Raw genomic sequence first — 20,472 nt, forward strand, 5'->3', positions numbered from 1 at the left:
ATCACACCGCGCGGGCCGAAACCGCTTCCAGCGGACGGTCGATCGGATGCAGCTTACTGTTCGGCTCGCCGGGATCGCTTCTCGCGTTGATGGCCCTGACATCGACCATCTTGCGCATCCAGCGGCGGGCGGGCTCTTCGACGCCGTGATACAGCAGCACCGAGGCGCCCAGGGCGATCGCGAGCAGGCCGATGATGTTCCACTTCCACGGGTTATCCAGGGTGGGGAGCTCGAATTGCTCCACGGCCCATCCCCAGGAGGTGTGCACGAGCTCATGCACCATGTACAGGCAGAACGAGATCTTGCCGCCGTACACCATCACTCGGGTCGACAGCACCCGCGGTAGGCTTCCGAGCCCGACGGCCAGCGTTATCACCAGCGGAACGAACAACACGTCGACGACGCCGCCGCTGTCATTCTCCACGACCCCCGAGATCGGGTGCGCGCCAAACCAATACAGCACGCCCACCATCGCGGCCAGCAGAAGCAACGAGACGTATCCGGCGGCGCGGCGGCCGCGGTCGCTCAGCCGTAACCTGCGCACCGCGGCACAGGCCAGGGCGCCGGCGGTGAACTGGGTGACGATTCGCGGCAGCCAGCTCCACGGCGTGTAGAAGTGGCCGCTGGCGAGCAGCATCACCACCGGCGGCAGCGATGCCGCGAAGGCCAGGATCATCAGGCTGCGCGCCCTGGTCGCCTGTTTCATCCGCAGCAGCACCAGCACCAGGACGGCAAAGAGCACATAGGCCAGCCATTCCGCGCTGATCGACCAGGCCGGCCCGTCCCAACTCGAGTCGTCGAAGAACGGGACAAACCACAACTGCACCAACAGGATTTGGCGCACGTAGCTGATGGCGGTGAGCGACGCGGCATCCGGCGACGGCACATGACCGACGTGCAGGGTGAAGATCACCCACAGGGCGGCCAGGTGCAGGGTGACCAGGTACACCGGCCACACCCGGGCCAGCCGCAGCCACAGGAAATGCAGCGTCGCGCGGGTCGACCAGGACCGCCCCATGCGGTCGAGATAGTTGTACGTCAGCACGAACCCGCTGAGGATGAAGAACAGGTCGACGCCCTGGGCGCCGCAGTTGAGCACCGGGGCCAGGGCGTCGCGGAAATCGGGCGACACGTCGCCGAGCATCGGCCGGAAGTGGAACAGCACCACCCAGAGGGCGGCGACGATACGGAGCCCCGTCAGGGCCGTGATCTCGCCCCTGATCTCTACGCCCCGCACGCTGCTCTTCCCGTTTGAATCGTGGCCGTTCCGTCTCCCGCTACTTCGGCCGAGCGGGAAACCTCGCCTTTTCACAAGCCCCCCGACTAGAACCGGCAGCCTTGGCAGCCTAGCAGCGCAATCGTCGGCACGGGTGGACGGTTGTTGTGTGGCATACCGGGTTCCGGGGTACTACATGGGCCCGACGGCCCGCTGGGCGTTTGCTCAGCGCCCCATTCGGGGCGGGGCCGCCACCGCTTCTTAGCAAAGCGTTAGACGCGGCTTCCGGTCCCCTTAGGCTTGCGGCGTAACGTTTTAATCACACTTTGGTGAGCGTGGAGGCGCCCCCCGAAGCCGGCGCGAACGCCACGGAGAGTGAGGGGTCTGCATGACGGTCGCAGGCAACCAGACTGGCCACGACAACTGCGTGTTCGACTGCGACGGCGCACAGGTCCGGGCGCACTACCGCCACCTGGCGACGGTGGTGCACATTCGCGGCGAGATCGACGACGACAACGTCGACCGCCTCAGCGATCACATCGCGCGCTTCACGCTCGGAGAAAACCCCGTGGTGCTCGACGTGGCGGACGTCAGCGAATTTGCTGAGGCGGGCATCTCGCTGCTGTACGCGTTCGACGCCGATTGTCGCGCCGCCGGGGTGGATTGGACCCTGGTCGCCAGTTCAGCGGTGACCCAGGTGCTCGACGACACCGGTCACGACGCCAACTTCCCGATCATGCGCTCGGTTCACGAGGCGCTGCAGGACCGGGCCGACGCCATCGTTCTGCGCCGCCGGATGGCGTTGCCGCTCGTCAGAAAGCCGTCGTAGCGCGCGAGCGCGCGCGCCGCAGCCTGGCACCGCCGATGACCGCCAGCACCCCGGCCGTCGTCAACAACACCAGCGTCAGCAGCAGCAGCTGAGGGTCATAGACCACCGACGTGGTGGAGGGCTGCCCGTCCGCGATCGGCGCCACCGACACGGTGTGATGCGAGTGCCACCACGACAGCCCCGAGCACACGAACGCGGCGCAGGCCAGGCCGAGCTCGACGATCGCGCGGTAGCGGGCGTTCATTGCGCCGCCCCGGCGTCGTCGTCGCGATCCCCGTCGACGACGTCGGAGCCGGTCGGCTCCACCCGCTCCTGCACCAGGGGGGTCAGCGCGTCCCGCAGCTGACGGTGACGGCGCGCCCAGGCCTGGGCCGTGCGGTCGCCGGTGAGCTTGAGGCCGATGCCGACGCGCCCGCGCGGGACCCCGACCAGTTCGCCCAGGGCCCGGGCCGATTGCCAGCGCGCCAGGTCTTTCCCGGAGGCTTCGTGATTCTCGGGCTCGGGATACACCTTGACGATTTCGCGCACCAGAATCGTTTCGGTGCCCTGGCGCAGGGCGTCTTCGGTCAGCTCGACCGACACGTGGATCCGCGCGGCCTTCACCTGTATCCCCAGGAACGCCGAGACGAGCACCAGAAAGATCGCGGGGACCACCAGCGACACCGGGGCGCCGCTCCAAATTTCGATGAGGATCATCGCGACCGCCGCGAGCGGGCCGCACGCCAGCCACCACCAGCTAGCGCCGGGTTCGTAGAACAACGGCTTGGCTGCAGTGTCGCTGGTCATCGCAAGCCCCATCTCACGAAAGCCACCCTGCCGCATCCGCGGCCCAATAGGTGAGAACGATATCGGCCCCGGCGCGCCGGATGCTGGTCAGTGACTCCAGCGCCGCGGCGCGCTCGTCGATCCAATTGTTCGCGGCGGCAGCACAAATCATCGCGTACTCCCCCGACACCTGGTAGGCGGCGACCGGCACGGGCGAGACGTCGGCCGCGGCCGCGACCACGTCGAGATAGCCCATCGCCGGCTTGATCATCACGATGTCGGCGCCCTCGTCGAGATCGAGCTCGATCTCGCGCAGCGCCTCGCGTGCGTTGCCCGCCTCCTGCTGATAGGTGCGGCGGTCACCGGAGAGGCTGGAGCTCACGGCCTCACGAAACGGGCCGTAGAACACCGAGGCGAACTTGGCGGCGTAGGCCAAAATCGCCACGTCGGTGAAGCCCGCGGCGTCCAACCCGTCGCGGATCGCCCCCACCTGTCCATCCATCATGCCGCTCGGCCCCACCACGTGAGCGCCCGATTCAGCTTGCGCCACAGCGAGTTCCACGTACCGGGCCACGGTGGCGTCGTTGTCGACCCGGCCCCGGTCGTCGAGGACGCCGCAGTGGCCGTGGTCCGTGAACTCGTCCAGGCAGGTGTCGGCCATCAGCACGGTGGCCTCGCCGAGGTCCTTGGCCAGGTCCCGCAGCGCGACGTTGAGGATGCCGTCGGCGTCGGTGCCGGCCGACCCGATCGAATCCTTGTCCTCGTCGCGTGGCACGCCGAACAGCATCAGCCCACCCACCCCCGCGGCGACCGCACTGGCGGCCGCGCTGCGCAACGAGTCACGGGTGTGCTGCACCACGCCCGGCATGGACGTGATCGGCCGTGGTTCGTCGATGCCGTCGGCAACGAACATCGGCAGCACCAAATGCCTTGGCTCCAAGGAGGTTTGCGCCACCAATCGGCGCAATGCCGGGGTGGTGCGAAGCCGACGCGGGCGCTGCCGCGGGTACGACACTAGCGCCTGCGGCTCTTTTTGCGCGGCGGCGGCAGCGCACCCTCGGCGCGCAACCGCGCGGCGTGTTCGGCCAGCGCGTCGACCAGCGGACCAACCGCGGCGGTCTCGGGCTGGACATCCACCCGCAGACCGAATTCGGCTGCGGTCTCAGCGGTTTTGGGACCGATGCAGGCGATGATCGTCCGCGCGTGCGGCTTGCCGGCGATGCCGACCAGGTTTCGCACCGTGGAGCTGGACGTGAAGCACACGGCGTCGAAGCCGCCGGTCTTGATCATCTCCCGCGTCTCCGCCGGTGGCGGGGCGGCCCGCACCGTCCGGTACGCGGTGACATCCTCGATCTCCCAACCGCGTTCGCGCAGACCCTCGGCCAGCGTCTCGGTGGCGATGTCCGCACGCGGCAGCAGAACCCGGTTGACCGGGTCGAAAATGCTGTCGTAGGGCGGGAAGTCGTCGAGCAGACCCAGCGAGGACTGTTCACCGGCCGGCACCAGTTCGGGGCTGATCCCGAACGCCCGCACCCGGTCGGCGGTCGACTCGCCCACGCACGCGATCTTCACTCCGGAGAACGCGCGCGCGTCCAGACCGAATTCGCCGAACTTCTCCCACACCGCGCGCACCGCGTTGGTGGAGGTGAACACCACCCACTGGAAGCGGCCGTCGACCAATCCCTTGACCGCCCTTTCCATCTGAGCGGGGCTGCGCGGTGGCTCCACGGCGATGGTCGGCACCTCGATGGGCAGGGCGCCGTAGGACGTCAGGCGCTCGCTCATCTCGCCGGCCTGGTCCTTGGTCCGCGGCACCAGCACGGTCCAGCCGTACAGCGCCCGGCTCTCCCACCAGTTCAGCTTCGCCCGGCTGGCCACCGTCTTGCCAATGGTCACCACCAGCGGTCCGGTCAGCGGACCGGCGGGGTCGGTGCCGCCCAGCACCGCCGAGTCGGTCAGGCCGTGCAACGTGGTCTCGATCGAGCGCTGCTGGCAGGTCGTGCCGTGCGCGGTGACCACGCACGGGGTGTTCTCGGCGAGCTCGTGCTCGATCAGGGTGCGCGCCGCGTCGGCCAGATGCGACGACGTGGCCTGCAGGATCAGCGGACCGGGTGCGGCGGCCAGCGCCTCCCAATCCACCTGGGGGTCGCGCACGTCGGCGACGGTGTGCGAGGAGCCCAGCGGCAGCCCGGCATAGGTCGGGACGGCATCGGTGGGGGCCAGCCCGGGCACGATCTCGATGTGCAGGTGGCTGCGCGCGATGGCGTTCACCTCGGTGATGACCGCGTCGACCGTCAACGGGTCGCCGGCAACCAGCCGCACCACGTCCACGCCCGTCCGCGCCTCGGTGGTCAGCGTCTTGGCCACCTCGGCGGGGTCACCCAGCGCCGGGCGGATGTCCGGGCCACCGGAGATCACGGCCGGCTGAGCCTTGGCCTGGTCGGCACCGCCGTCACCGGTGGAGGCGGCGGGCTCCGCTGGAGCCGGGCCGGAAACCGGTGGCAGGTCTTTGCCGATCAGCGCCAGCACCGGCTCAGGCACGTCAGGGTCGGTGAACACCAGGGCGGCGTTCGCCAGCACCGTGGCGGCCCGGGTCGTCAGCAATCCCGGGTCACCCGGACCGGAGCCCACGTACGTGATGCGGCCGGGTGTCGGCTTACGCCCTCGCGTCGTCATTGTCGCTCCCACGTAACTCGCATTTAATTTCCTCGCGCCGGGTCTTGACGCGCGCCGCTCATCAGCTCTCGGGCACCCAGCTCGAACAGCTCGGCGGCTACCGAGAGCCCGAGCTCTCGTGCCCGGCCGGGACTGCCGATCCCGGACGCGCGGATCACGTCAGACCCGTCCAGCGCCGCCACGCATCCGCGCAGCGACAGCTCTTCGAAGATCCGGCCTTCCTCATCGATGGACTCGACCACTTCGGCGATCGCGCCCACCGGTGCGGAGCAACCGGCCTCCAGTTCGGCCAGCAGGGCTCGCTCCGCAGTGACCGACGCCCGCGTGTCGGCGTCGTCCAGTTCCGCCAGCACTGCCGCTAACCGGCTATCACCGGCACGGCATTCGACGGCGAGCGCGCCCTGAGCCGGTGCTGGCAACATCTGCACCGGCTCTAGCGTCTCGGTGACATCGTCGAGGCGACCGATCCGGGCCAGTCCCGCCCGGGCTACCACGATCGCGTCGAGATCACCACTGCTTACCCTGTTCAACCTGGTATCTAGGTTGCCTCGTAGGGGGCGGATTTCCAAACCGAGACCCAATGCTCTAAGCTGCGCGGCCCGCCGCGGCGACGAAGTGCCCACCAGCGAACCCGCTGGCAACTCCGCGAGCACCAGCCCGTCGCGCGCGACCACTGCATCGCGCGGGTCGTTGCGCACCGGTATGGCCGCCAGAGCAAACCTCGGGTCCTCTGCGGTGGGAAGGTCCTTGTGCGAGTGCACCGCGGCGTCGACACGGCCCTCTTCCATGGCCTCACGCAGCGCGGTGGTGAAGACGCCCACCCCGAGGTCTTCGATGGGCGCCGACGAGCGGTCCCCGGCGGTGGTGATGGTCACCAGTTCCGCCGGATGCCCCAGCGCGATCAAAGCGTCTCGGACCGTTCCGGCCTGGGTGGTGGCCAACAGGCTGCCCCGGGTGCCTATCCGGATCACGTTCGGCAATCGGCTACTCGGCGGTTTGCTGCGGAGTGCCCGCGTCGAATCCGCTTGCGATGACTGGCAATTCGCCCGCGGCCACGGCATCCACCGCGGTCTGGTCGAGCTCGAAGAGTTCGCGTAGCGCCTCGGCGTAGCTGTCACCGCCGGGCGCGCTGGCGAGCTGTTTGATCCGCACGGTCGGCGCGTGGAGCAGCTTGTCCACCACCCGCCGCACGGTGCGGGCCACCTCTTCGCGCTGGGCGCTCTCGAGCCCGGGCAGCCGGTTGTCGAGGCGCAGCAGTTCCGCTTCGACGACGTCGGCGGCGCGCTGGCGCAGCGCCGTGACCGTCGGCGTGACCTCGGCCATCCGCTGGCCGGCCAGATAGGCAGCAACTTCGGTGGCGACGATGTTGCGGGCGGCGTCGACGTCCGCGGCCGCGGCGTGCGCCGAGGGCTCATGCTGGACGCGGTCCACGTCGACCACCCAGACGCCGGGCAGGCCGGCCACCGCCGGGTCGACGTCGCGCGGCATGCCCAGGTCGCAGATCACCAGGGGGTTCGCCTCTTCGTCGCGGTGCCCGGCGGCCAGCGCGTGGTGCACGTCGGCCAGCGAGACCACCGGGGTCACCGCGCCGGTGCAGCTGACGACGAGGTCGGCACCGGCCAGGGTGTCGGCCAGCCGGTCCAACGGCAACGCGTCGGCCGGTATCCCGGTGTCGCGAATCTTGCGGACCAGGCGCTGGGCCCGGGACAGCGACCGGTTGAGTACGTGGACGTGCCCGATGCCCGCGCGGGAGAGGTGCGCCGCGGCCAGGGCGCCCATGGCTCCGGCGCCGACCAGGACCGCCTTCTTGCCGGACAGCCCGCCCAGCCGGCGTTCGGCCATGTTCAGCGCGACCGACACCACCGAGGCGCCGGCGGCGTCGATGGCGGTCTCGGAGTGCACCCGCTTGCCCACCGATAGGGCCCGCTGGGCCAGCTCATGCAGCACCCGGCCGACGGTGCGATTGGCCTCGGCGTCGGCGTACGCGCGACGGACCTGACCGAGCACCTGCTGCTCGCCGATCACCGCGGAGTCCAGGCCGCTGGCGACCGCGAACAGGTGCTCGACGGCGGCCTCGCTGTACCGCACGTACGCGTATTTGGTGAGGTCGGCCATCGACATGCCGGACTGTTCCGACAGCACCTGCCCGATCACGGCCAACCCCCCGTGGAACGCGTCGACCACCGCGTAGACCTCGACGCGGTTGCATGTCGACAGCACCATCGCCTCGGTCACCAGCGGCGACTGCAAAACCCGGTCGACGATCTTGCCCTGATCGGCCTCGTCGATGCTGAGTTGTTCCAGGACGGAGACCGGCGCACTGCGGTGCGAAACCCCGAAGAGCAAGACGCTCACGGCAGCATCACCTGGCCAGCTCCCTTGCTTCCTCCAGTAACTGAACTGCTGTCCACGGTAAACGTTTATCAGCTGGGCTACCAAATAATTGCCCGCCGCCGGCCGGCGGCCAGCTGCTGACCGGTCAGCGGGCGAGATCGGCCCGCAGCCGCGGCTCGTCGATCTCCCAGTAGCTGTGTTCGCGGCCGTCGAGCAGGATCACCGGGAGGCGGTCGCCGAACTCGGCCCGCAGCGCGGGATCACCCGCCGCGGCGGCCGCGTCGACGTCGGTCGTCGACAACTCGAAGCCCAACTCCGCGGCCAGTTCGACCAGCCGGGCGTGCACCCGCTCGCAGATGGCACAGCCGTCGCGGGTCAACAGCTCCACCTGTGGCCGGCCGGTCGCCTCAGTCATGGGCACCAGTGTGGCATCGGTGACTTGTGGGCCCATTTACCAGGCGTTATGTTCCGACTATGGCCGATGAGACGCTCCGGGTCGATCCCGTCGTGATGCAGGGCGCCGCCGTCTCGCTCGCCGGTGCGGCCGAGCAGCTTTCGGCCCAGCTGTCCCAGCTCGACGACCAGGTGGGCCAGCTGTTGGGCGGTTGGCAGGGCGCGGCCGGCACCGCGTACGGATCCGCGTGGGAGCTGTGGCACAAAGGCGCCCGCGAGGTAGAGCTGGGGCTGTCGATGCTGGCGCATCTGGTGGGCCAGGCCGGCGGGGCGTATCAGGCGAACGAGGCCGGATCCACTCAGGCGGAGCGGGCGGTGCGCGGTGGCTGAGGCGTTTCGGGTGGATCCGCAGGCGCTGGCCGATGCGGTGCAGCGGATGGCGGCTTTCCAACGCTATGCCGAAGACATGATCAACGAAATCGATTCGCGCGTAACGCGTTTGCACGCATCGTGGACGGGCGAAGCCGCGGCGGCGCACGCCGAGGCGCATCAGCACTGGGTTCGCGGCGAGGCGATGATGCGCCAAGCGCTGACGCAACTGGAGAAGGTAGCCACGACCGCGCACGGCAATTACACCGGCGCAATGTCGACGAATCTCGGCATGTGGTCGTGAATCCATGGCGCCGCTGGCGTGTGACCCGACTGCCCTAGACCGCGCCGGTGCCACGATCCTGACCACCGGCGTTTCCTTGGGCTCGGTGATCTCGACGCTGACCACGGCATTGGCCGGCACTGCGGGGATGGCCGGTGACGATCCGGTGGGCGCGGCGCTGGGCCGCGCGTACGACGGTGCTGCGGCCAAGGTGATCGAGGCGATGACCAGCACCCGCAATGGGCTGGCCAGCATTGGCGACGGGGTGCGGATGTCGGCGCACAACTATGCGCTGGCCGAGGCGATGTCGGACGTCGCGGGCCGAGCCGAAGGCCTGCCGACGCCGCCGGTGACCGCGCCGCTGACCGCGGCGGCGCATCCGCCGTCAGCCGTCGGCGCCGGAAGCAGCGCGCCAGCGGGTTGGAGTTGGGTCGCGCCGTATATCGGGATGATCTGGCCCACCGGCGATTCGGCGAAATTACGCGCCGCCGCGGCGGCATGGACGACCGCGGGCGCCAACTTCATGACGACCGAGTTCGCGGCCGGCGGCGGCACCATGGCCGCCATTGCGGCGCAACAGATTCCGGAGGGCGCCGCCATTAACAAGGCGTTGACCGACGCCTCGGGTGCCGCCATCAGCGTTGCGGCCCAATGCCAGACGATCGCGGCGCAGCTCAATAGCTACGCGGCCAAGATCGACAAGGTGCACGCGGCGATCCTGGACCTGTTGTCGCGCATCTGCGATCCGCTGACCGGCATCAAGGAGGTCTGGGACCTTCTCACCGACGAGGACGAAGACGAGATCAAGAGGATCGCCGACGACATCAAAACAGTGGTCGACAACTTCTCCCAGGAAGCCGAAACGCTGGCCGACCAGATCAAGGCCACCATGTCGGCGGCCGCCACCGCCGCAACGGATATGGCCCACTGAGCCGACAAAGAGTGGAACCACTTTTTGCACGGGACGCCGGTGGGCCGGGCGCTCAATCAGGTAGGCCAGACCGTCAAAGGTGTGGGCGTCGAGGGCTGCGACTTCCTCGAACAACTTGCGAAATTCAGCCCCAGCCGGCTCCAAAGCGATCCGGTGGGTTACGCCAAAGACGTCTTCGACATGGCCTCTGGGGCCGCGCCGCTCGTCGGACTGGGGCCCGACGGTGGACCCGGCGTCGCCGAGTCCTGGAAGGCCGTCGGTAAGGACGTCACTCATTGGGACGAGTGGGGCACGAACCCAGCGGAAGCGCTCGGGAAATCGCTCTTCGACGTGGCCACCCTGGCCTTGCCCGGTGGACCGCTCTCCAAGCTGGGAAAGGTCGGTCACGGCGCTGCCGACGCGCTGAGAGGTTTGAAGAAGCCGCCCGAGCTGAAACCCCCGACCGTTAAGCCTCCCGAGCCCGCCCCGGCCGCGCCCAAGCCACCGGAATCGGCCCAGCCGGCGCCAGCGCCGCCGGGCAAACCGGCACCCTCGGGCAAACCGGCGCCGGGACCCGCCGACGGTCCACTTCCGCACAGCCCCACCGAATCCAAGCCACCACCGGTCGAAAAGCCCCCTGCGGCCGAGCGCCCAAACCGGCCGCGGCGCCGGTAGAGCCCGCCGGTAAGGCCCCGGTGGCCGCACCTCCAGCGGACAGCCCGCTGCCCCATTCGAAACCGCCAGAACCGGTCCCCGCCCACGCGCCGGCGCCTCCCAGCGAACCTCCTGCGCCGGCTCCTCATGCTGGCCCGCCGGCAGGGCCCGCGCCGGCGGCTCCAGCGGCCCCGCACCTGCCGACGCCGCCTTCAGTCCCGATGGGCGGCGGAGCCCCGGCCGAAATGCCTCCCGGCTTAGGTGATGTGCCCCATGGCGGGGAACTCCCGGCCCACCCCGCAGAGCCGAATGGCGGAGGCCCGCACCCGGCCGGCGACGGCGGGGTGCCGCATCCACCCGGCGACGGCGGAGGCCCGCACCCACCAGGCGACGGCCATCCACCAGGCGACGGCAACGGTCACCATCCCCCCCGGCGACGGCAACGGACCGCACGATCCACATCCAGGCGACGACGGTAGTGCGCCCGGTGACCATCCCGACGGCGACGGCGGCGACCAAACGCATCCGAAGGCGCGGGATGTTTTCCCTGACGCTAAGGAATTCGGCGAGCTTACTGAAGGTGAATATCGAGAGCTCTTTGAAGACGAAAACGGTGCACTGAGGTATCCTGACGTTAATGACCCGGCAAAGCCCTACGCAATTCCTGGTACGGTTCGCGATTTAACCCCTGCTGACATTAAATCATTAGACGGCCAATGGTTCGATCGTATCGGGCATCCGGGTGGGAATTGGCTAGCTTTCGAAGGAACTCCCTATGAGGGCCGCGCACTTCCTCACACAAGTTTGGATAAAGATTATTACCGTTTTAAGGTCGATGCATCGGTGGGACTACCGCCAGGTTGGAAAATCGAGTTCTCGAGGGCAGCGCCCTGGTTTGGGCATCCCGGCGGCGAACCTCAATTTCTTATACTCGCACCGGAAGGAGAGCGTGCCGACGTTCAGACCCTGATGGATCGGTTCTTCTTGAATGAACCCTAGACACGAGGAGTCTTGATGGCAGATTTCATTGTCGATCTCACTACGTTTCCTAAATCTCTCCACAGAATTGTGAAGTGTTGGTATGTGTGGCAAGTCGTTCGTCTGAGGGGTCAAGGGCGTTACCCGGGTGACGCGCAGCGCGAGCCCAGGGGCCGCGAGACGCGCGAGGAGATATTTTGGGGACGTCGCCCGCCCCAGATGGTCAACCACAACGAATTGGCTTTGATTGACGTAGGCGACGTTTCTTATTACCTGACCTTTAAAGACGATTGCTACTTTATTGATAGCGAAGAGCGAGGTTCGCGGAAGACGTATTGGATGTTCAGGCGGTTCGAAGATGCTGAAAAATATCTTTTGTTCTTGATAAGCCAGATGAGTCGTCCCGGTCGGTATAATCAATCACCAGCCTTTCGTTGGTATCAGGAAGGCTTGGATCCGAGGGTAACGTTGAGTAAGCCTGATCCGGTTAATTTTCCGGGACGAGTTAGTTTAAGAGTTGACCAGGAAACTACGGATCGCGGATGGATGGGGCAAAATGATGCACCTGCGGGTTCTCATGTCTTAGTCATGACCTTCGAGGAACTCGATTCCGCCCTTCGCGAGGGCATTCCAGCGGATTGGTTCACCGTCAACATTCTCAGCGAGTAAGCGATCCGCAACGGGGCCTCGATCGTCGAAGGTGACTTTGGCGTCACACTCTGCGTCGAACGTGACTTAGCGTCACGCTCGCCGGCCCGGGACACGTCAACGCCCGCACGCCATCTGCCCGATAGGGTTGAAGACCGGGCACCCGCTGGGTCGCCAGGCACCACAGCGATCTAGGAGGTTTGGCGATGACTTCCTCTGACCCGGTCAACGCAGACCACGCCGGTTATGTTGATCCGGAGTCGCTGGCCGCGGACGCCAGCGCCGCGCGTGCGATCGAGGGCATGCAGGAAGCCGCCGCCTCCGAGGACCGCCCCCAGCCGCCGATCGACCTGACCGCGGCCGCCTTCTTCGACGTGGACAACACCCTGGTGCAGGGCTCGTCGGCCGTGCACTTCGGGCGCGGGCTCGCCACGCGCAACTACTTCACCTACCGCGACGTCGTCGGATTCATCTACGCGCAGGCCAAGTTTCAGATCCTCGGGACGGAAAACAGCAACGACGTCGCCGCCGGCCGGCGCAAGGCGCTCGCCTTCATCGAGGGCCGGTCGGTCGAACAGCTGGTCGCGCTGGGCGAGGAGATCTACGACGAGATCATCGCCGACAAGATCTGGCCCGGCACCCGCGAGCTCACGCAGATGCATCTGGACGCCGGCCAACAGGTCTGGCTGATCACCGCGACGCCCTACGAGCTCGCCGCGACCATCGCGCGACGCCTCGGCCTGACCGGCGCGCTGGGCACCGTCGCCGAATCGGTCGACGGCGTCTTCACCGGCAGGCTGGTCGGCGACATCTTGCACGGCACCGGCAAGGCGCACGCGGTGCGGTCGCTGGCAATTCGCGAGGGGCTCAACCTGAAACGCTGCACCGCCTACTCGGACAGCTACAACGACGTACCCATGCTGTCGCTGGTGGGCACGGCCGTCGCCATCAACCCCGACGCCCGCCTGCGCGCGCTGGCCCGCGAGCGCGGCTGGGAGATCCGCGATTTCCGCACCGCCCGCAAGGCGGCCCGGATCGGGGTGCCGTCGGCGTTGGCGCTGGGCGCCGCCGGTGGTGCGCTGGCCGCGCTGGCCTCTCGGCGACAATCACGCTGATAGGCTGCGCCGCGCAGGCACAATCGACGGAGGGCATAGCGCCATGACGACCCCCAAGGAAGCCGAAGGACTCATCGGCAGCCATTACCGCGCGCCGGATTACTTCGAGGTCGGTCGCGAGAAAATCCGCGAATTCGCCCGGGCGATCAAGGACGACCACCCCGCGCACTTCGACGAGAGTGAATCCGCGAACGCGGGGTACACCGACATGGTGGCGCCCCTGACGTTCCTCGCGATCGCCGGGCGCCGTGTGCAGCTGGAGATCTTCACCAAGTTCAGCATCCCCATCAACATCGCCCGGGTCATCCACCGCGACCAGAAATTCAAGTTCCACCGGCCGATCCTGGCGCACGATAGGCTGTACTTCGACACTTACCTCGACTCGGTGATTGAGTCGCACGGCACCGTGCTTGCGGAGATCCGGAGCGAAGTGACCGACGCCGACGGACAGCCGATCGTCACGAGTGTCGTCACGATGTTGGGAGAGTCCTCAAACCAGGAGGACGTCGAAGCTACCGCCGCGGCAGTGGCATCCATATCAGCAGGAAAGTTAGGGGCGTTGTAAATGACTGCTCAGGGGGAAACGGGAAGCACGCAACTCAAACCGCCGGTCGAAGCGGTCCGATCCCACTACGACAAATCGAACGAATTCTTCAAGCTGTGGCTTGACCCGTCGATGACCTACAGCTGCGGCTACTTCGACGAGAATCCGGACCCGCAGAATCTGACCAAGACGCTGGAAGAGGCGCAATACGCCAAGCGCAAGCTGGCCCTGGACAAGCTGAACCTCGAGCCCGGCATGACGCTGCTGGACATCGGCAGCGGCTGGGGGTCGACGATGCGGCACGCGGTGGCCGAGTACGACGTCAACGTCATCGGTCTGACGCTGAGCGAGAACCAGTACGCCCACTGCGTGGCCGAGTTCGACAAGATGGACAGCCCCCGCCGCAAAGAGGTCCGGATCCAGGGCTGGGAGGAATTCCCGGGCGACGTGCCGATCGACCGCATCGTGTCGCTGGGCGCGTTCGAGCACTTCGCCGACGGCGCGGGCGACGCCGGGTACGAGCGTTACGCCACCTTCTTCAAGAAGTACTACGACCTGCTGCCCGACGACGGCCGGATGCTGCTGCACAGCATCGTGGTGCCCAACGCCGAAGAGGGCAAAAAGCTGGGCTTGCAGGTGAACATGACCCTGCTGCGGTTCATCAGTTTCATCCTCAAGGAGATCTACCCGGGCGGGAAGCTCCCCCAGGTCGACCTGGTCGATAAGTACTCGACCGACGCGGGTTTCAAGATCGAGCGCCACCACTTCATCGGCAAGAACTACGTGCCGACCCTGACCGCCTGGGCGGACGCCCTCGAGGCGCACAAGGAGGAGGCGATCGCCCTGAAGGGGCAGGAGACCTACGACATCTACTTGAAGTACTTGCGGGGCTGCTCGGACCTGTTCCGCGACGGCTACACCAACGTCTGCCAATTCACCATGGTCAAGTAGTCGCTTGCATGCAGATGCGCCCGGGCCCCGTTCGTGGCCCGGGCGCTTTTTGTGGCGGGGATGCTACGGATTTAGTTCTTCGTTGCGTCGTACTCAGTACCAGAAACGTCGTCCCAGAATTTCGGTGAGACGTCCGTTTTGCGGTCCTCCGGCGCGACGGCGTCGACTTTGGCCTGGAACTCGTCGAAGCCCTTCCTGGCGCGGGCCAACTCCGATTCCGTCGGCACGGTCACGCCTGCCTCTTCCGGCGTCGAAAAAGTCTTGCCGGCCATCTCACTGCCCATGATGGGCTCAGCCGAAGAAGATGTTGCGACGGCCGGCGAGCAGCCGGTACAGCGTCTGCTGGATCGTCTCGCGCACCTGGTCGGTCAGCTCGAAGGTGACCATCGGATCGTCGGCGTCGGAGGCGGCGTAGTCGTCGGTGTAAATCGGTTCACCGAAGGTGATGTGCCATTTCGACGGCAGCGGCACCAGGCCGAGGGGCCCGGCCAGCGGGAACAGCGGCGTGATGGGGAAATACGGCAGCCCGAACAGCCGAGCCAGCAGCTTGACGTCGGTGAGCATCGGGTAGATCTCCTCGGACCCGATGATCGAGCAGGGAATGATCGGCGCCTTGGTCCGCAGCGCGGCCGTCACGAACCCGCCGCGGCCGAATCGCTGCAGCCGGTAGCGGTCCTCGAAGCGCTTACCCAGCCCCTTGTAGCCCTCCGGGAAGACGGCGGTGAGCTCGCCGGCGGCGAGCAATCGGTGCGCGTCCGTCGTGCAGGCCATGGTGTGGCCCGCCTTGCGGGCGGCCTCACCGACAACCGGCAGGTCGAACACCATGTCGGCGGCGAGCAGTCGCAGCTCGCGCTGCGCGGGGTGCTCGTCGTGCACGGCCACCGAGAGCATCAGCCCGTCGAATGGCAGCACGCCGGCGTGGTTGGCGACCACCAGCGCGGCGCCCTCGGCCGGCAGGTTCTCGATCCCGCTCACCTCGACCCGGAACCAGTTCCGGAAGAACACCCGCAGCAACGGCAGCACGATCGCGCTGTTGAAGTGCGGGTCGAAACCGAACTCGTCGACGCTGTAGTCACCGGTGATGCGCTGGCGCAGGAACCCGGCAACGGCGGCGACGCGCTGCGCCAGATCATTCAGCGGTGCATCGGCGGCCGCGGCGCCGGCGGCGCGGCGGTGTTCGTCGATCTCGCGAACCACCGCGGCGATCTGCTCGGCGGACGCGCGGCCATTCGGATCCGACAGCAACGAAGGATGTTGGCGAGCGGACTCCGCTCGTTGGTCTGCTCTCCGACGCGCCGCTACCCGACCCCGATTCGTATGCAGTGGAATGACATTCGCTCTGGTTTCACCCGCCACGATACCTACCTGACCCCACCCCACGGAATTGGATTTCGGCTACCCCAGCGCTGGGCCAGGGATATGGCGCGACCTTCCCAGGAGCGTACCCGATGTGGGTCGATAATGGGAGTCAGGCTTCGGCCGCGAACATAGTCGTCAAATGCTTCTGCCGTCGTCCATTTCGGTTGGAAGCCAAGTTCTGAGCGCATTCGGCTGGTATCCATGACGCGGCCATAACTCAAGTAATCAAACTGATCCCGACTGATCTCGTTGTAACGATTTGCGCGCCGCAACGAATCCAGGGCCCAGACGCCGAAACCCGGTACGGGCAAAGGAATCCGGCCGGCCCGCCGGATCGCTTGCGACAGCATGATGATGCCGTCGGCGCCGATGTTGAACGTTCCCGCCTTGCCGGCCATCGCCGCGCGCTCCAGCGCGCCCAGCGCGTCTTGCTCGTGCAGCAGCTGCAATCGCGCGTCGCGGCCGAACATGGTTGGCACCAAAGGCCCGGCCAGATAACGCGACAGCGTGGTGTCCATCGCCGGGCCGATCATGTTGGCCAACCGCAGGATCGTCACCGCGATGTCGGGCCTGCGCCGTCCCAATCCGCGCGCGTAGGCCTCGATGTCGAGGCTGTCCTTGGCGAAACCGTCGCGGAAGGGGCGACGGCTGGTGCTGTCCTCGGTGAACATCACCGGGTCGTGCGCGCTCGACCCGTACACCTCCGACGTCGACTTGAGCACCACCCGGCGCACCGAGGGCGCCTTCTGGCAAGCCGCGAACAGCTGCATCGCGCCCATCACGTTGATCTCTTTCAACGCGGCGGTACCGCCGGACCGCGGCGCGTAGGACGCAGCCGCCGCGTGCACCACCGTGTCGACGTCGCCGTTACGAATCACCTTGGCTATGAAGGGATTTCGAATGTCGGCGCGGACGAACTCGGCGCGCCCCATCCGGCGCAGCATGTCCTTGCTCGGGGCGATCGCATCCACCGCGATGACCCCTTTGATCATCGGGTTCTGCGCGAGCCGGGCCGTCAGGTACCCACCCAGGAACCGGCAGGCACCTGTGACCAGCACGATCTTGGGGTAATGCACCGTGTTGCCGGCGGTGTCGCCCGGCCCGGTGTTCTCCCCATTCGACGGATCCACCCGAACAGCCTAGCGGCCAGTCGAGATCGCGGCACTATGCCGCGGACGCGGTTACTTGCCGAGTTTTCTGCGCTGCACCCGGGTGCGACGCAGCAGCTTGCGGTGCTTCTTCTTCGACATACGCTTGCGCCGCTTCTTGATTACTGAACCCATGAACTCCGCTATCTGACCGTGACCTGCTTCAAAGATTGGACCCGGACACTTTACCCGGCGGAACGCACCGAACACCAAACCGGCGTCGGCCGATCGCCGCGCGACGGCGGAGCCTGAATGCCGCCCGCGAGCGGCACGGTTTCAGGTCAGCCGGCGTCGAAGTACGACGTCTCGAGCATGTCGTGGACGGCCTTGGCGTGCACCCGGAAGGACCGGCCCACCCGGACCGCGGGCAGCTCGCCGTTATGCACCAACCGGTACACCGTCATTTTGGAGACCCGCATCAACGCCGCCACCTCGGCGACGGTGAGGAACTGCGTCCTGCCCTGCTGGCTGTCGACGGAACTGGCGTCCCGTGGCTTACCTGCAGCATCTCGCGCTGATGGCCCGTTACTAGACGTCATCGCAACCCAATCGTGTCAGGCACGCGCATGCCAGCGGCTTCCCCTCCGCTGGCACCCACACGTGCTTACAAGAGGAGAATAGCGGGACTAATGGGGTTACTGGTACTGGTGGGGGACAATCAGTTCAAAAAACTTGGATTACTCTGATGTAATTCTTAGCTGCTCAGAGCGCATTTTTGCGGCCTGAACGGCCGCATCGACGGCCGCACGCAGGCCCCCTCGTTCCAGCTCACGCAGGGCGGCCGCGGTGGTGCCGCCGGGTGAGGTGACCGTCGCCCGCAGCTGCGTCGCGGTGGCGTCCGCCCGCAGCCCCGGCCCGTCGGCCTCCCCCACCTGCCGGTCGGCGTCCATGCGTTCCAGCAGCATCGCGGCCGAGCCCGCCATGGTCTGCGCGGTCAGGTCGGCGGCCACCTCGCGGCTCAGGCCCGCCGCCACGCCGGCGTCGACCAGGGCCTCCACCAGCAGGAAGAAATACGCGGGGCCGGACCCCGAGAGCGCGGTGACGGCGTCCATCTGACCCTCCGGAACGCTCAGCACCCCGCCGACCGAGTCGAACAGGGCCGAGACGCCCTCGAGCTGGGGCGCGGTGACGAACCTGCCCTTGGCCAGGGCCGTGACCCCGGCGCCGACCAGGGCCGCCGCGTTGGGCATGGCCCGCACCACCGGCGTCCCGGCCGGAAGCTTGGACTCGAAGTAGGTGATGGTGATCCCGGCCGCGACCGTGACGAACACCTGCTCGGCGGTGTCGCTCTCGGCGGCGCCGGCCGCGCGGGCGATCTCGGCCATCACCGACTCGACGTCGGCGGGCTTGACCGCGACCACGACGAACGACGCGTTCTCCACGGCGTCGGACACCGAGCTGATCAGCACCGAATAGGTGTCGGCCAGGTACTTGGCGCGCTCGGGAACCCGCTCGACCACCACCAGATCCTTGACCTGCCGGCCCGCCCGCAGCAGACCCGACAGCAGTGCCTCCCCGATGCTGCCGCCACCGATGATCGCGATTCTTGCCATGCCGGACAGCATCGCAGACCTCGCGCGCTAGCGAGCGGCAGGGACCAATGCCAGCTGGCGGGCCTGCACCACCAGGCGGCCCAGGCTGTCGACGACGGTGTGGTCCTCGTCGAACCAGTCGTGCCCGATCTCGGTGCAGGTCGCGATGATGCGCAGCCAGCCGTCGGCCGGCAGGCCGCGCAGAAACGCCGTCAGCTGGATCGTGGGCGCCCAGCCCGTCCGGTCCACGGCGAACGTCACCGGCGCCGACAGATCACCGCACATGAGCGCGAACAGCGCGTCCGGGGCCACCCCCCGGGGGCGCGCCCACATCTGGATCACCGGCGGGCGCCCGTCGCTGCGGGGCTGCATCGTCGACAGCACCGGCCGCACGTCGCAGCCCTCCCCCAGGTGCACGAGGCCGGCCAGCGGATGCCCGGGCCCGATCGGCTCGATGTCGTCCGGGGGTTCGGGCGCCATCACGTCGGCCACCGGGTGGGCCGACAGCAGCGGCCCGGCCGCACCGTCGACCGGATAAAGCTCGGGCTCGCCCAGGTTGACCACCGCGTGCACCGCGGTGCGATCCCCCTGGTTCAGCTCGACGTCGACGACGCTGATCCGCCGGCCGCGCTTGCGGATCGACGTCACCAACTGCACTTGCCCCGGATCGGGCGCCCACAAATAGCTCGCCGACACCGCGACCGGCTGCTGAACCGGTTCGGCGCCGTCCGCCGGGCCGCCGCAGACCGTGCGGGCGGCGTTGGCGCACAGCGCCAGCATGGCGCCGCCGTGCACCTTGGGGCCGATGGTCCAGCGCTTGTCGAGTTCGCCCTCGAACACGCCGGAGCCGACCTCCCGCAACGTCATCGCGGTGGTGAATAACGCACTCATATGTGTGGATTTCTCCTGGCTAGGTCAGCGCAGCAGATGCGTGCGGGCAAACTGCAGCGATTCGGCGAGCATGGTCTCGCGCTCGTTGGCCGACCGCGCGCTGGACGTCGACACTTCCAGGACGACGTGTCCGGCGAATTGGCTGGCGGCCAGCATCTGGCACACCTCGGCGGTGGGCTGGGTGCCGCGCCCGGGCACCAGGTGCTCGTCGGCGGGCAGACCGTTGCCGTCGCACAGGTGCAGGTGGACCAGGCCGCTACCCATCCGCTGGGCCATGTCCAGCGAGTCGGTGCCCGCCGTCGCGGTGTGGGACAGGTCCAGCGTGTAATGCGCGTGGTTGCCGTCGAGTGGGTCGTAGGAGGGCGCGAACGCCGAAATTGCCGGGCCGGGCCCGCCGCCGCGTTTGCGCATCCGTTCCAGGGACTGGCCGGCCCCGAACAAGCGGTCCGCCCGGAACGGGAACATGTTCTCCACCGCGACCAGCACGTCGCTGGAGGCCTCCAGCGCCGCCACCTGCTCGCTGAAGCCCTCGGCGTAGCGCCGCTGCCAGCGAAACGGCGGGTGCACGACCACGGTCTGCGCGCCCAGTTGTTCGGCGGCGCGCACACTGCGATCCAGCTTGGGCACCGGGTTGGCGCCCCACACCCGCTGCGAGATCAGCAGGCAGGGCGCGTGCACGGACAGCACGGGGACGCGGTAGCGCCGCGACAGCTTCTTGACGGCGGCGACGTCCTGGCTGACCGACTCCGCCCACACCATCAGCTCGACGCCGTCATAGCCGAGCCGGGCCGCGTACTCGAAGGCGGCCTCGGCCCGCAACGGGTACACCGAAGCCGTGGAAAGGCCGACTTTGATGGCAGGGCGCACTGTCTACGGT

General features: G+C 67.5%; 23 protein-coding genes and 1 pseudogene. 8 read left to right on the forward strand and 16 right to left on the reverse strand.

Going from position 1 to position 20,472, the window contains the following annotated elements:
* Nucleotide 1: 1 nt before the first annotated feature.
* Nucleotides 2–1,237 (reverse strand): acyltransferase family protein, encoded by a 1,236-nt coding sequence (locus tag DQP57_RS03065; RefSeq protein ID WP_205869016.1) that lies wholly within the window; start codon nucleotides 1,235–1,237, stop codon nucleotides 2–4.
* Between the two features lie 367 nt (nucleotides 1,238–1,604).
* Between DQP57_RS03065 and DQP57_RS03070 the strand changes: the two genes are divergently transcribed.
* The gene (locus tag DQP57_RS03070) at nucleotides 1,605–2,045 is read left to right on the forward strand and encodes an STAS domain-containing protein (protein WP_112631591.1); all 441 of its coding nucleotides are present in this window, start codon (nucleotides 1,605–1,607) and stop codon (nucleotides 2,043–2,045) included.
* Here the strand turns inward: DQP57_RS03070 and DQP57_RS03075 are convergent.
* The 7 genes from DQP57_RS03075 to DQP57_RS03105 all read right to left on the reverse strand — a co-directional run bounded on the left by DQP57_RS03075 (nucleotide 2,029) and on the right by DQP57_RS03105 (nucleotide 8,235).
* Nucleotides 2,029–2,289 carry a hypothetical protein gene (locus DQP57_RS03075; protein WP_112631592.1) on the reverse strand — a complete coding sequence of 87 codons (261 nt, stop codon included), beginning with the start codon at nucleotides 2,287–2,289 and terminating at the stop codon, nucleotides 2,029–2,031. The two genes, DQP57_RS03070 and DQP57_RS03075, sit on opposite strands and share 17 nt — an antisense overlap.
* Nucleotides 2,286–2,831, reverse strand: a complete 546-nt coding sequence (locus DQP57_RS03080) for a DUF3093 family protein (protein ID WP_112631728.1) — start codon at nucleotides 2,829–2,831, stop codon at nucleotides 2,286–2,288. The genes DQP57_RS03075 and DQP57_RS03080 overlap by 4 nt, the downstream gene beginning before the upstream one ends.
* 13 nt (nucleotides 2,832–2,844) lie before the next feature.
* Entirely contained in the window at nucleotides 2,845–3,825 is a 981-nt protein-coding gene (gene hemB, locus DQP57_RS03085; protein ID WP_112631593.1) for a porphobilinogen synthase, read from the reverse strand.
* Nucleotides 3,825–5,486, reverse strand: coding sequence for a uroporphyrinogen-III synthase (locus DQP57_RS03090; RefSeq protein WP_112631594.1), 1,662 nt, complete (start codon nucleotides 5,484–5,486; stop codon nucleotides 3,825–3,827). The genes hemB and DQP57_RS03090 overlap by 1 nt, the downstream gene beginning before the upstream one ends.
* 23 nt (nucleotides 5,487–5,509) lie before the next feature.
* Nucleotides 5,510–6,457, reverse strand: a complete 948-nt coding sequence (gene hemC / locus DQP57_RS03095; RefSeq protein WP_112631729.1) for a hydroxymethylbilane synthase — start codon at nucleotides 6,455–6,457, stop codon at nucleotides 5,510–5,512.
* A gap of 13 nt (nucleotides 6,458–6,470) precedes the next feature.
* Nucleotides 6,471–7,841: a glutamyl-tRNA reductase gene (locus DQP57_RS03100; RefSeq protein WP_112631595.1), complete on the reverse strand. Its 1,371-nt coding sequence runs from the start codon at nucleotides 7,839–7,841 to the stop codon at nucleotides 6,471–6,473.
* Nucleotides 7,842–7,965: 124 nt separating this feature from the next.
* Nucleotides 7,966–8,235 carry a glutaredoxin family protein gene (locus DQP57_RS03105; protein WP_112631730.1) on the reverse strand — a complete coding sequence of 90 codons (270 nt, stop codon included), beginning with the start codon at nucleotides 8,233–8,235 and terminating at the stop codon, nucleotides 7,966–7,968.
* 59 nt (nucleotides 8,236–8,294) lie between these two features.
* Here DQP57_RS03105 and DQP57_RS03110 point away from each other — a divergent pair, with 59 nt between their 5' ends.
* From DQP57_RS03110 to DQP57_RS03135, 7 genes and pseudogenes are all read left to right on the forward strand, one after another.
* Nucleotides 8,295–8,603, forward strand: coding sequence for a WXG100 family type VII secretion target (locus DQP57_RS03110; RefSeq protein ID WP_112631596.1), 309 nt, complete (start codon nucleotides 8,295–8,297; stop codon nucleotides 8,601–8,603).
* Complete coding sequence (locus DQP57_RS03115) at nucleotides 8,596–8,886, forward strand: WXG100 family type VII secretion target (protein ID WP_112631597.1); 291 nt, start codon at nucleotides 8,596–8,598, stop codon at nucleotides 8,884–8,886. The genes DQP57_RS03110 and DQP57_RS03115 overlap by 8 nt, the downstream gene beginning before the upstream one ends.
* A gap of 4 nt (nucleotides 8,887–8,890) precedes the next feature.
* Nucleotides 8,891–11,428, forward strand: a pseudogene (locus tag DQP57_RS27415) (glycohydrolase toxin TNT-related protein).
* 15 nt (nucleotides 11,429–11,443) lie between these two features.
* Complete coding sequence (locus DQP57_RS26555) at nucleotides 11,444–12,076, forward strand: hypothetical protein (RefSeq protein WP_133259218.1); 633 nt, start codon at nucleotides 11,444–11,446, stop codon at nucleotides 12,074–12,076.
* 185 nt (nucleotides 12,077–12,261) lie between these two features.
* Nucleotides 12,262–13,170, forward strand: coding sequence for an HAD family hydrolase (locus DQP57_RS03125; RefSeq protein ID WP_112631598.1), 909 nt, complete (start codon nucleotides 12,262–12,264; stop codon nucleotides 13,168–13,170).
* A 43-nt stretch (nucleotides 13,171–13,213) separates the two neighbouring features.
* Nucleotides 13,214–13,735 (forward strand): FAS1-like dehydratase domain-containing protein, encoded by a 522-nt coding sequence (locus DQP57_RS03130; protein ID WP_112631599.1) that lies wholly within the window; start codon nucleotides 13,214–13,216, stop codon nucleotides 13,733–13,735.
* On the forward strand, nucleotides 13,736–14,665 hold the full coding sequence (locus DQP57_RS03135; RefSeq protein WP_112631600.1) for a cyclopropane mycolic acid synthase family methyltransferase: 930 nt from the start codon (nucleotides 13,736–13,738) through the stop codon (nucleotides 14,663–14,665).
* 71 nt (nucleotides 14,666–14,736) lie between these two features.
* On the opposite strand, the gene DQP57_RS03140 is transcribed toward DQP57_RS03135, so the two are convergent.
* The 8 genes from DQP57_RS03140 to DQP57_RS03175 all read right to left on the reverse strand — a co-directional run bounded on the left by DQP57_RS03140 (nucleotide 14,737) and on the right by DQP57_RS03175 (nucleotide 20,462).
* Nucleotides 14,737–14,949 (reverse strand): hypothetical protein, encoded by a 213-nt coding sequence (locus tag DQP57_RS03140; RefSeq protein WP_112631601.1) that lies wholly within the window; start codon nucleotides 14,947–14,949, stop codon nucleotides 14,737–14,739.
* 7 nt (nucleotides 14,950–14,956) lie between these two features.
* The gene (locus tag DQP57_RS03145) at nucleotides 14,957–16,045 is read right to left on the reverse strand and encodes a lysophospholipid acyltransferase family protein (RefSeq protein ID WP_205869017.1); all 1,089 of its coding nucleotides are present in this window, start codon (nucleotides 16,043–16,045) and stop codon (nucleotides 14,957–14,959) included.
* Nucleotides 16,027–17,154 carry an SDR family oxidoreductase gene (locus DQP57_RS03150; protein ID WP_112631603.1) on the reverse strand — a complete coding sequence of 376 codons (1,128 nt, stop codon included), beginning with the start codon at nucleotides 17,152–17,154 and terminating at the stop codon, nucleotides 16,027–16,029. The genes DQP57_RS03145 and DQP57_RS03150 overlap by 19 nt, the downstream gene beginning before the upstream one ends.
* Before the next feature lie 51 nt (nucleotides 17,155–17,205).
* Complete coding sequence (locus DQP57_RS03155) at nucleotides 17,206–17,307, reverse strand: 30S ribosomal protein bS22 (protein WP_003402602.1); 102 nt, start codon at nucleotides 17,305–17,307, stop codon at nucleotides 17,206–17,208.
* A gap of 146 nt (nucleotides 17,308–17,453) precedes the next feature.
* Nucleotides 17,454–17,711: a cell division/environmental response transcriptional regulator gene (locus DQP57_RS03160; RefSeq protein ID WP_040629292.1), complete on the reverse strand. Its 258-nt coding sequence runs from the start codon at nucleotides 17,709–17,711 to the stop codon at nucleotides 17,454–17,456.
* A 138-nt stretch (nucleotides 17,712–17,849) separates the two neighbouring features.
* Nucleotides 17,850–18,725 carry a pyrroline-5-carboxylate reductase gene (gene proC, locus DQP57_RS03165; RefSeq protein ID WP_205869018.1) on the reverse strand — a complete coding sequence of 292 codons (876 nt, stop codon included), beginning with the start codon at nucleotides 18,723–18,725 and terminating at the stop codon, nucleotides 17,850–17,852.
* 27 nt (nucleotides 18,726–18,752) lie between these two features.
* Nucleotides 18,753–19,595, reverse strand: coding sequence for a thioesterase family protein (locus DQP57_RS03170; RefSeq protein WP_112631605.1), 843 nt, complete (start codon nucleotides 19,593–19,595; stop codon nucleotides 18,753–18,755).
* A gap of 24 nt (nucleotides 19,596–19,619) precedes the next feature.
* The gene (locus DQP57_RS03175) at nucleotides 19,620–20,462 is read right to left on the reverse strand and encodes a sugar phosphate isomerase/epimerase family protein (RefSeq protein ID WP_112631606.1); all 843 of its coding nucleotides are present in this window, start codon (nucleotides 20,460–20,462) and stop codon (nucleotides 19,620–19,622) included.
* Nucleotides 20,463–20,472: the final 10 nt, after the last annotated feature.

Source organism: Mycobacterium colombiense (assembly GCF_003284935.1).
GTDB classification, from domain to species: domain Bacteria; phylum Actinomycetota; class Actinomycetes; order Mycobacteriales; family Mycobacteriaceae; genus Mycobacterium; species Mycobacterium arosiense_A.

What these genes read in the sequence shown, in the direction of transcription:
- proC (WP_205869018.1), bottom strand. Translation starts at nt 18,725, where the DNA reads ATGGCAAGAATCGCGATCATCGGTGGCGGCAGCATCGGGGAGGCACTG.
- DQP57_RS03070 (WP_112631591.1), top strand. Translation starts at nt 1,605, where the DNA reads ATGACGGTCGCAGGCAACCAGACTGGCCACGACAACTGCGTGTTCGAC.
- DQP57_RS03140 (WP_112631601.1), bottom strand. Translation starts at nt 14,949, where the DNA reads ATGGGCAGTGAGATGGCCGGCAAGACTTTTTCGACGCCGGAAGAGGCA.
- DQP57_RS03075 (WP_112631592.1), bottom strand. Translation starts at nt 2,289, where the DNA reads ATGAACGCCCGCTACCGCGCGATCGTCGAGCTCGGCCTGGCCTGCGCC.
- DQP57_RS03170 (WP_112631605.1), bottom strand. Translation starts at nt 19,595, where the DNA reads ATGAGTGCGTTATTCACCACCGCGATGACGTTGCGGGAGGTCGGCTCC.
- DQP57_RS03090 (WP_112631594.1), bottom strand. Translation starts at nt 5,486, where the DNA reads ATGACGACGCGAGGGCGTAAGCCGACACCCGGCCGCATCACGTACGTG.
- DQP57_RS03130 (WP_112631599.1), top strand. Translation starts at nt 13,214, where the DNA reads ATGACGACCCCCAAGGAAGCCGAAGGACTCATCGGCAGCCATTACCGC.
- DQP57_RS03105 (WP_112631730.1), bottom strand. Translation starts at nt 8,235, where the DNA reads ATGACTGAGGCGACCGGCCGGCCACAGGTGGAGCTGTTGACCCGCGAC.
- DQP57_RS03125 (WP_112631598.1), top strand. Translation starts at nt 12,262, where the DNA reads ATGACTTCCTCTGACCCGGTCAACGCAGACCACGCCGGTTATGTTGAT.
- DQP57_RS03110 (WP_112631596.1), top strand. Translation starts at nt 8,295, where the DNA reads ATGGCCGATGAGACGCTCCGGGTCGATCCCGTCGTGATGCAGGGCGCC.
- DQP57_RS26555 (WP_133259218.1), top strand. Translation starts at nt 11,444, where the DNA reads ATGGCAGATTTCATTGTCGATCTCACTACGTTTCCTAAATCTCTCCAC.
- DQP57_RS03160 (WP_040629292.1), bottom strand. Translation starts at nt 17,711, where the DNA reads ATGACGTCTAGTAACGGGCCATCAGCGCGAGATGCTGCAGGTAAGCCA.
- DQP57_RS03080 (WP_112631728.1), bottom strand. Translation starts at nt 2,831, where the DNA reads ATGACCAGCGACACTGCAGCCAAGCCGTTGTTCTACGAACCCGGCGCT.
- DQP57_RS03135 (WP_112631600.1), top strand. Translation starts at nt 13,736, where the DNA reads ATGACTGCTCAGGGGGAAACGGGAAGCACGCAACTCAAACCGCCGGTC.
- DQP57_RS03155 (WP_003402602.1), bottom strand. Translation starts at nt 17,307, where the DNA reads ATGGGTTCAGTAATCAAGAAGCGGCGCAAGCGTATGTCGAAGAAGAAG.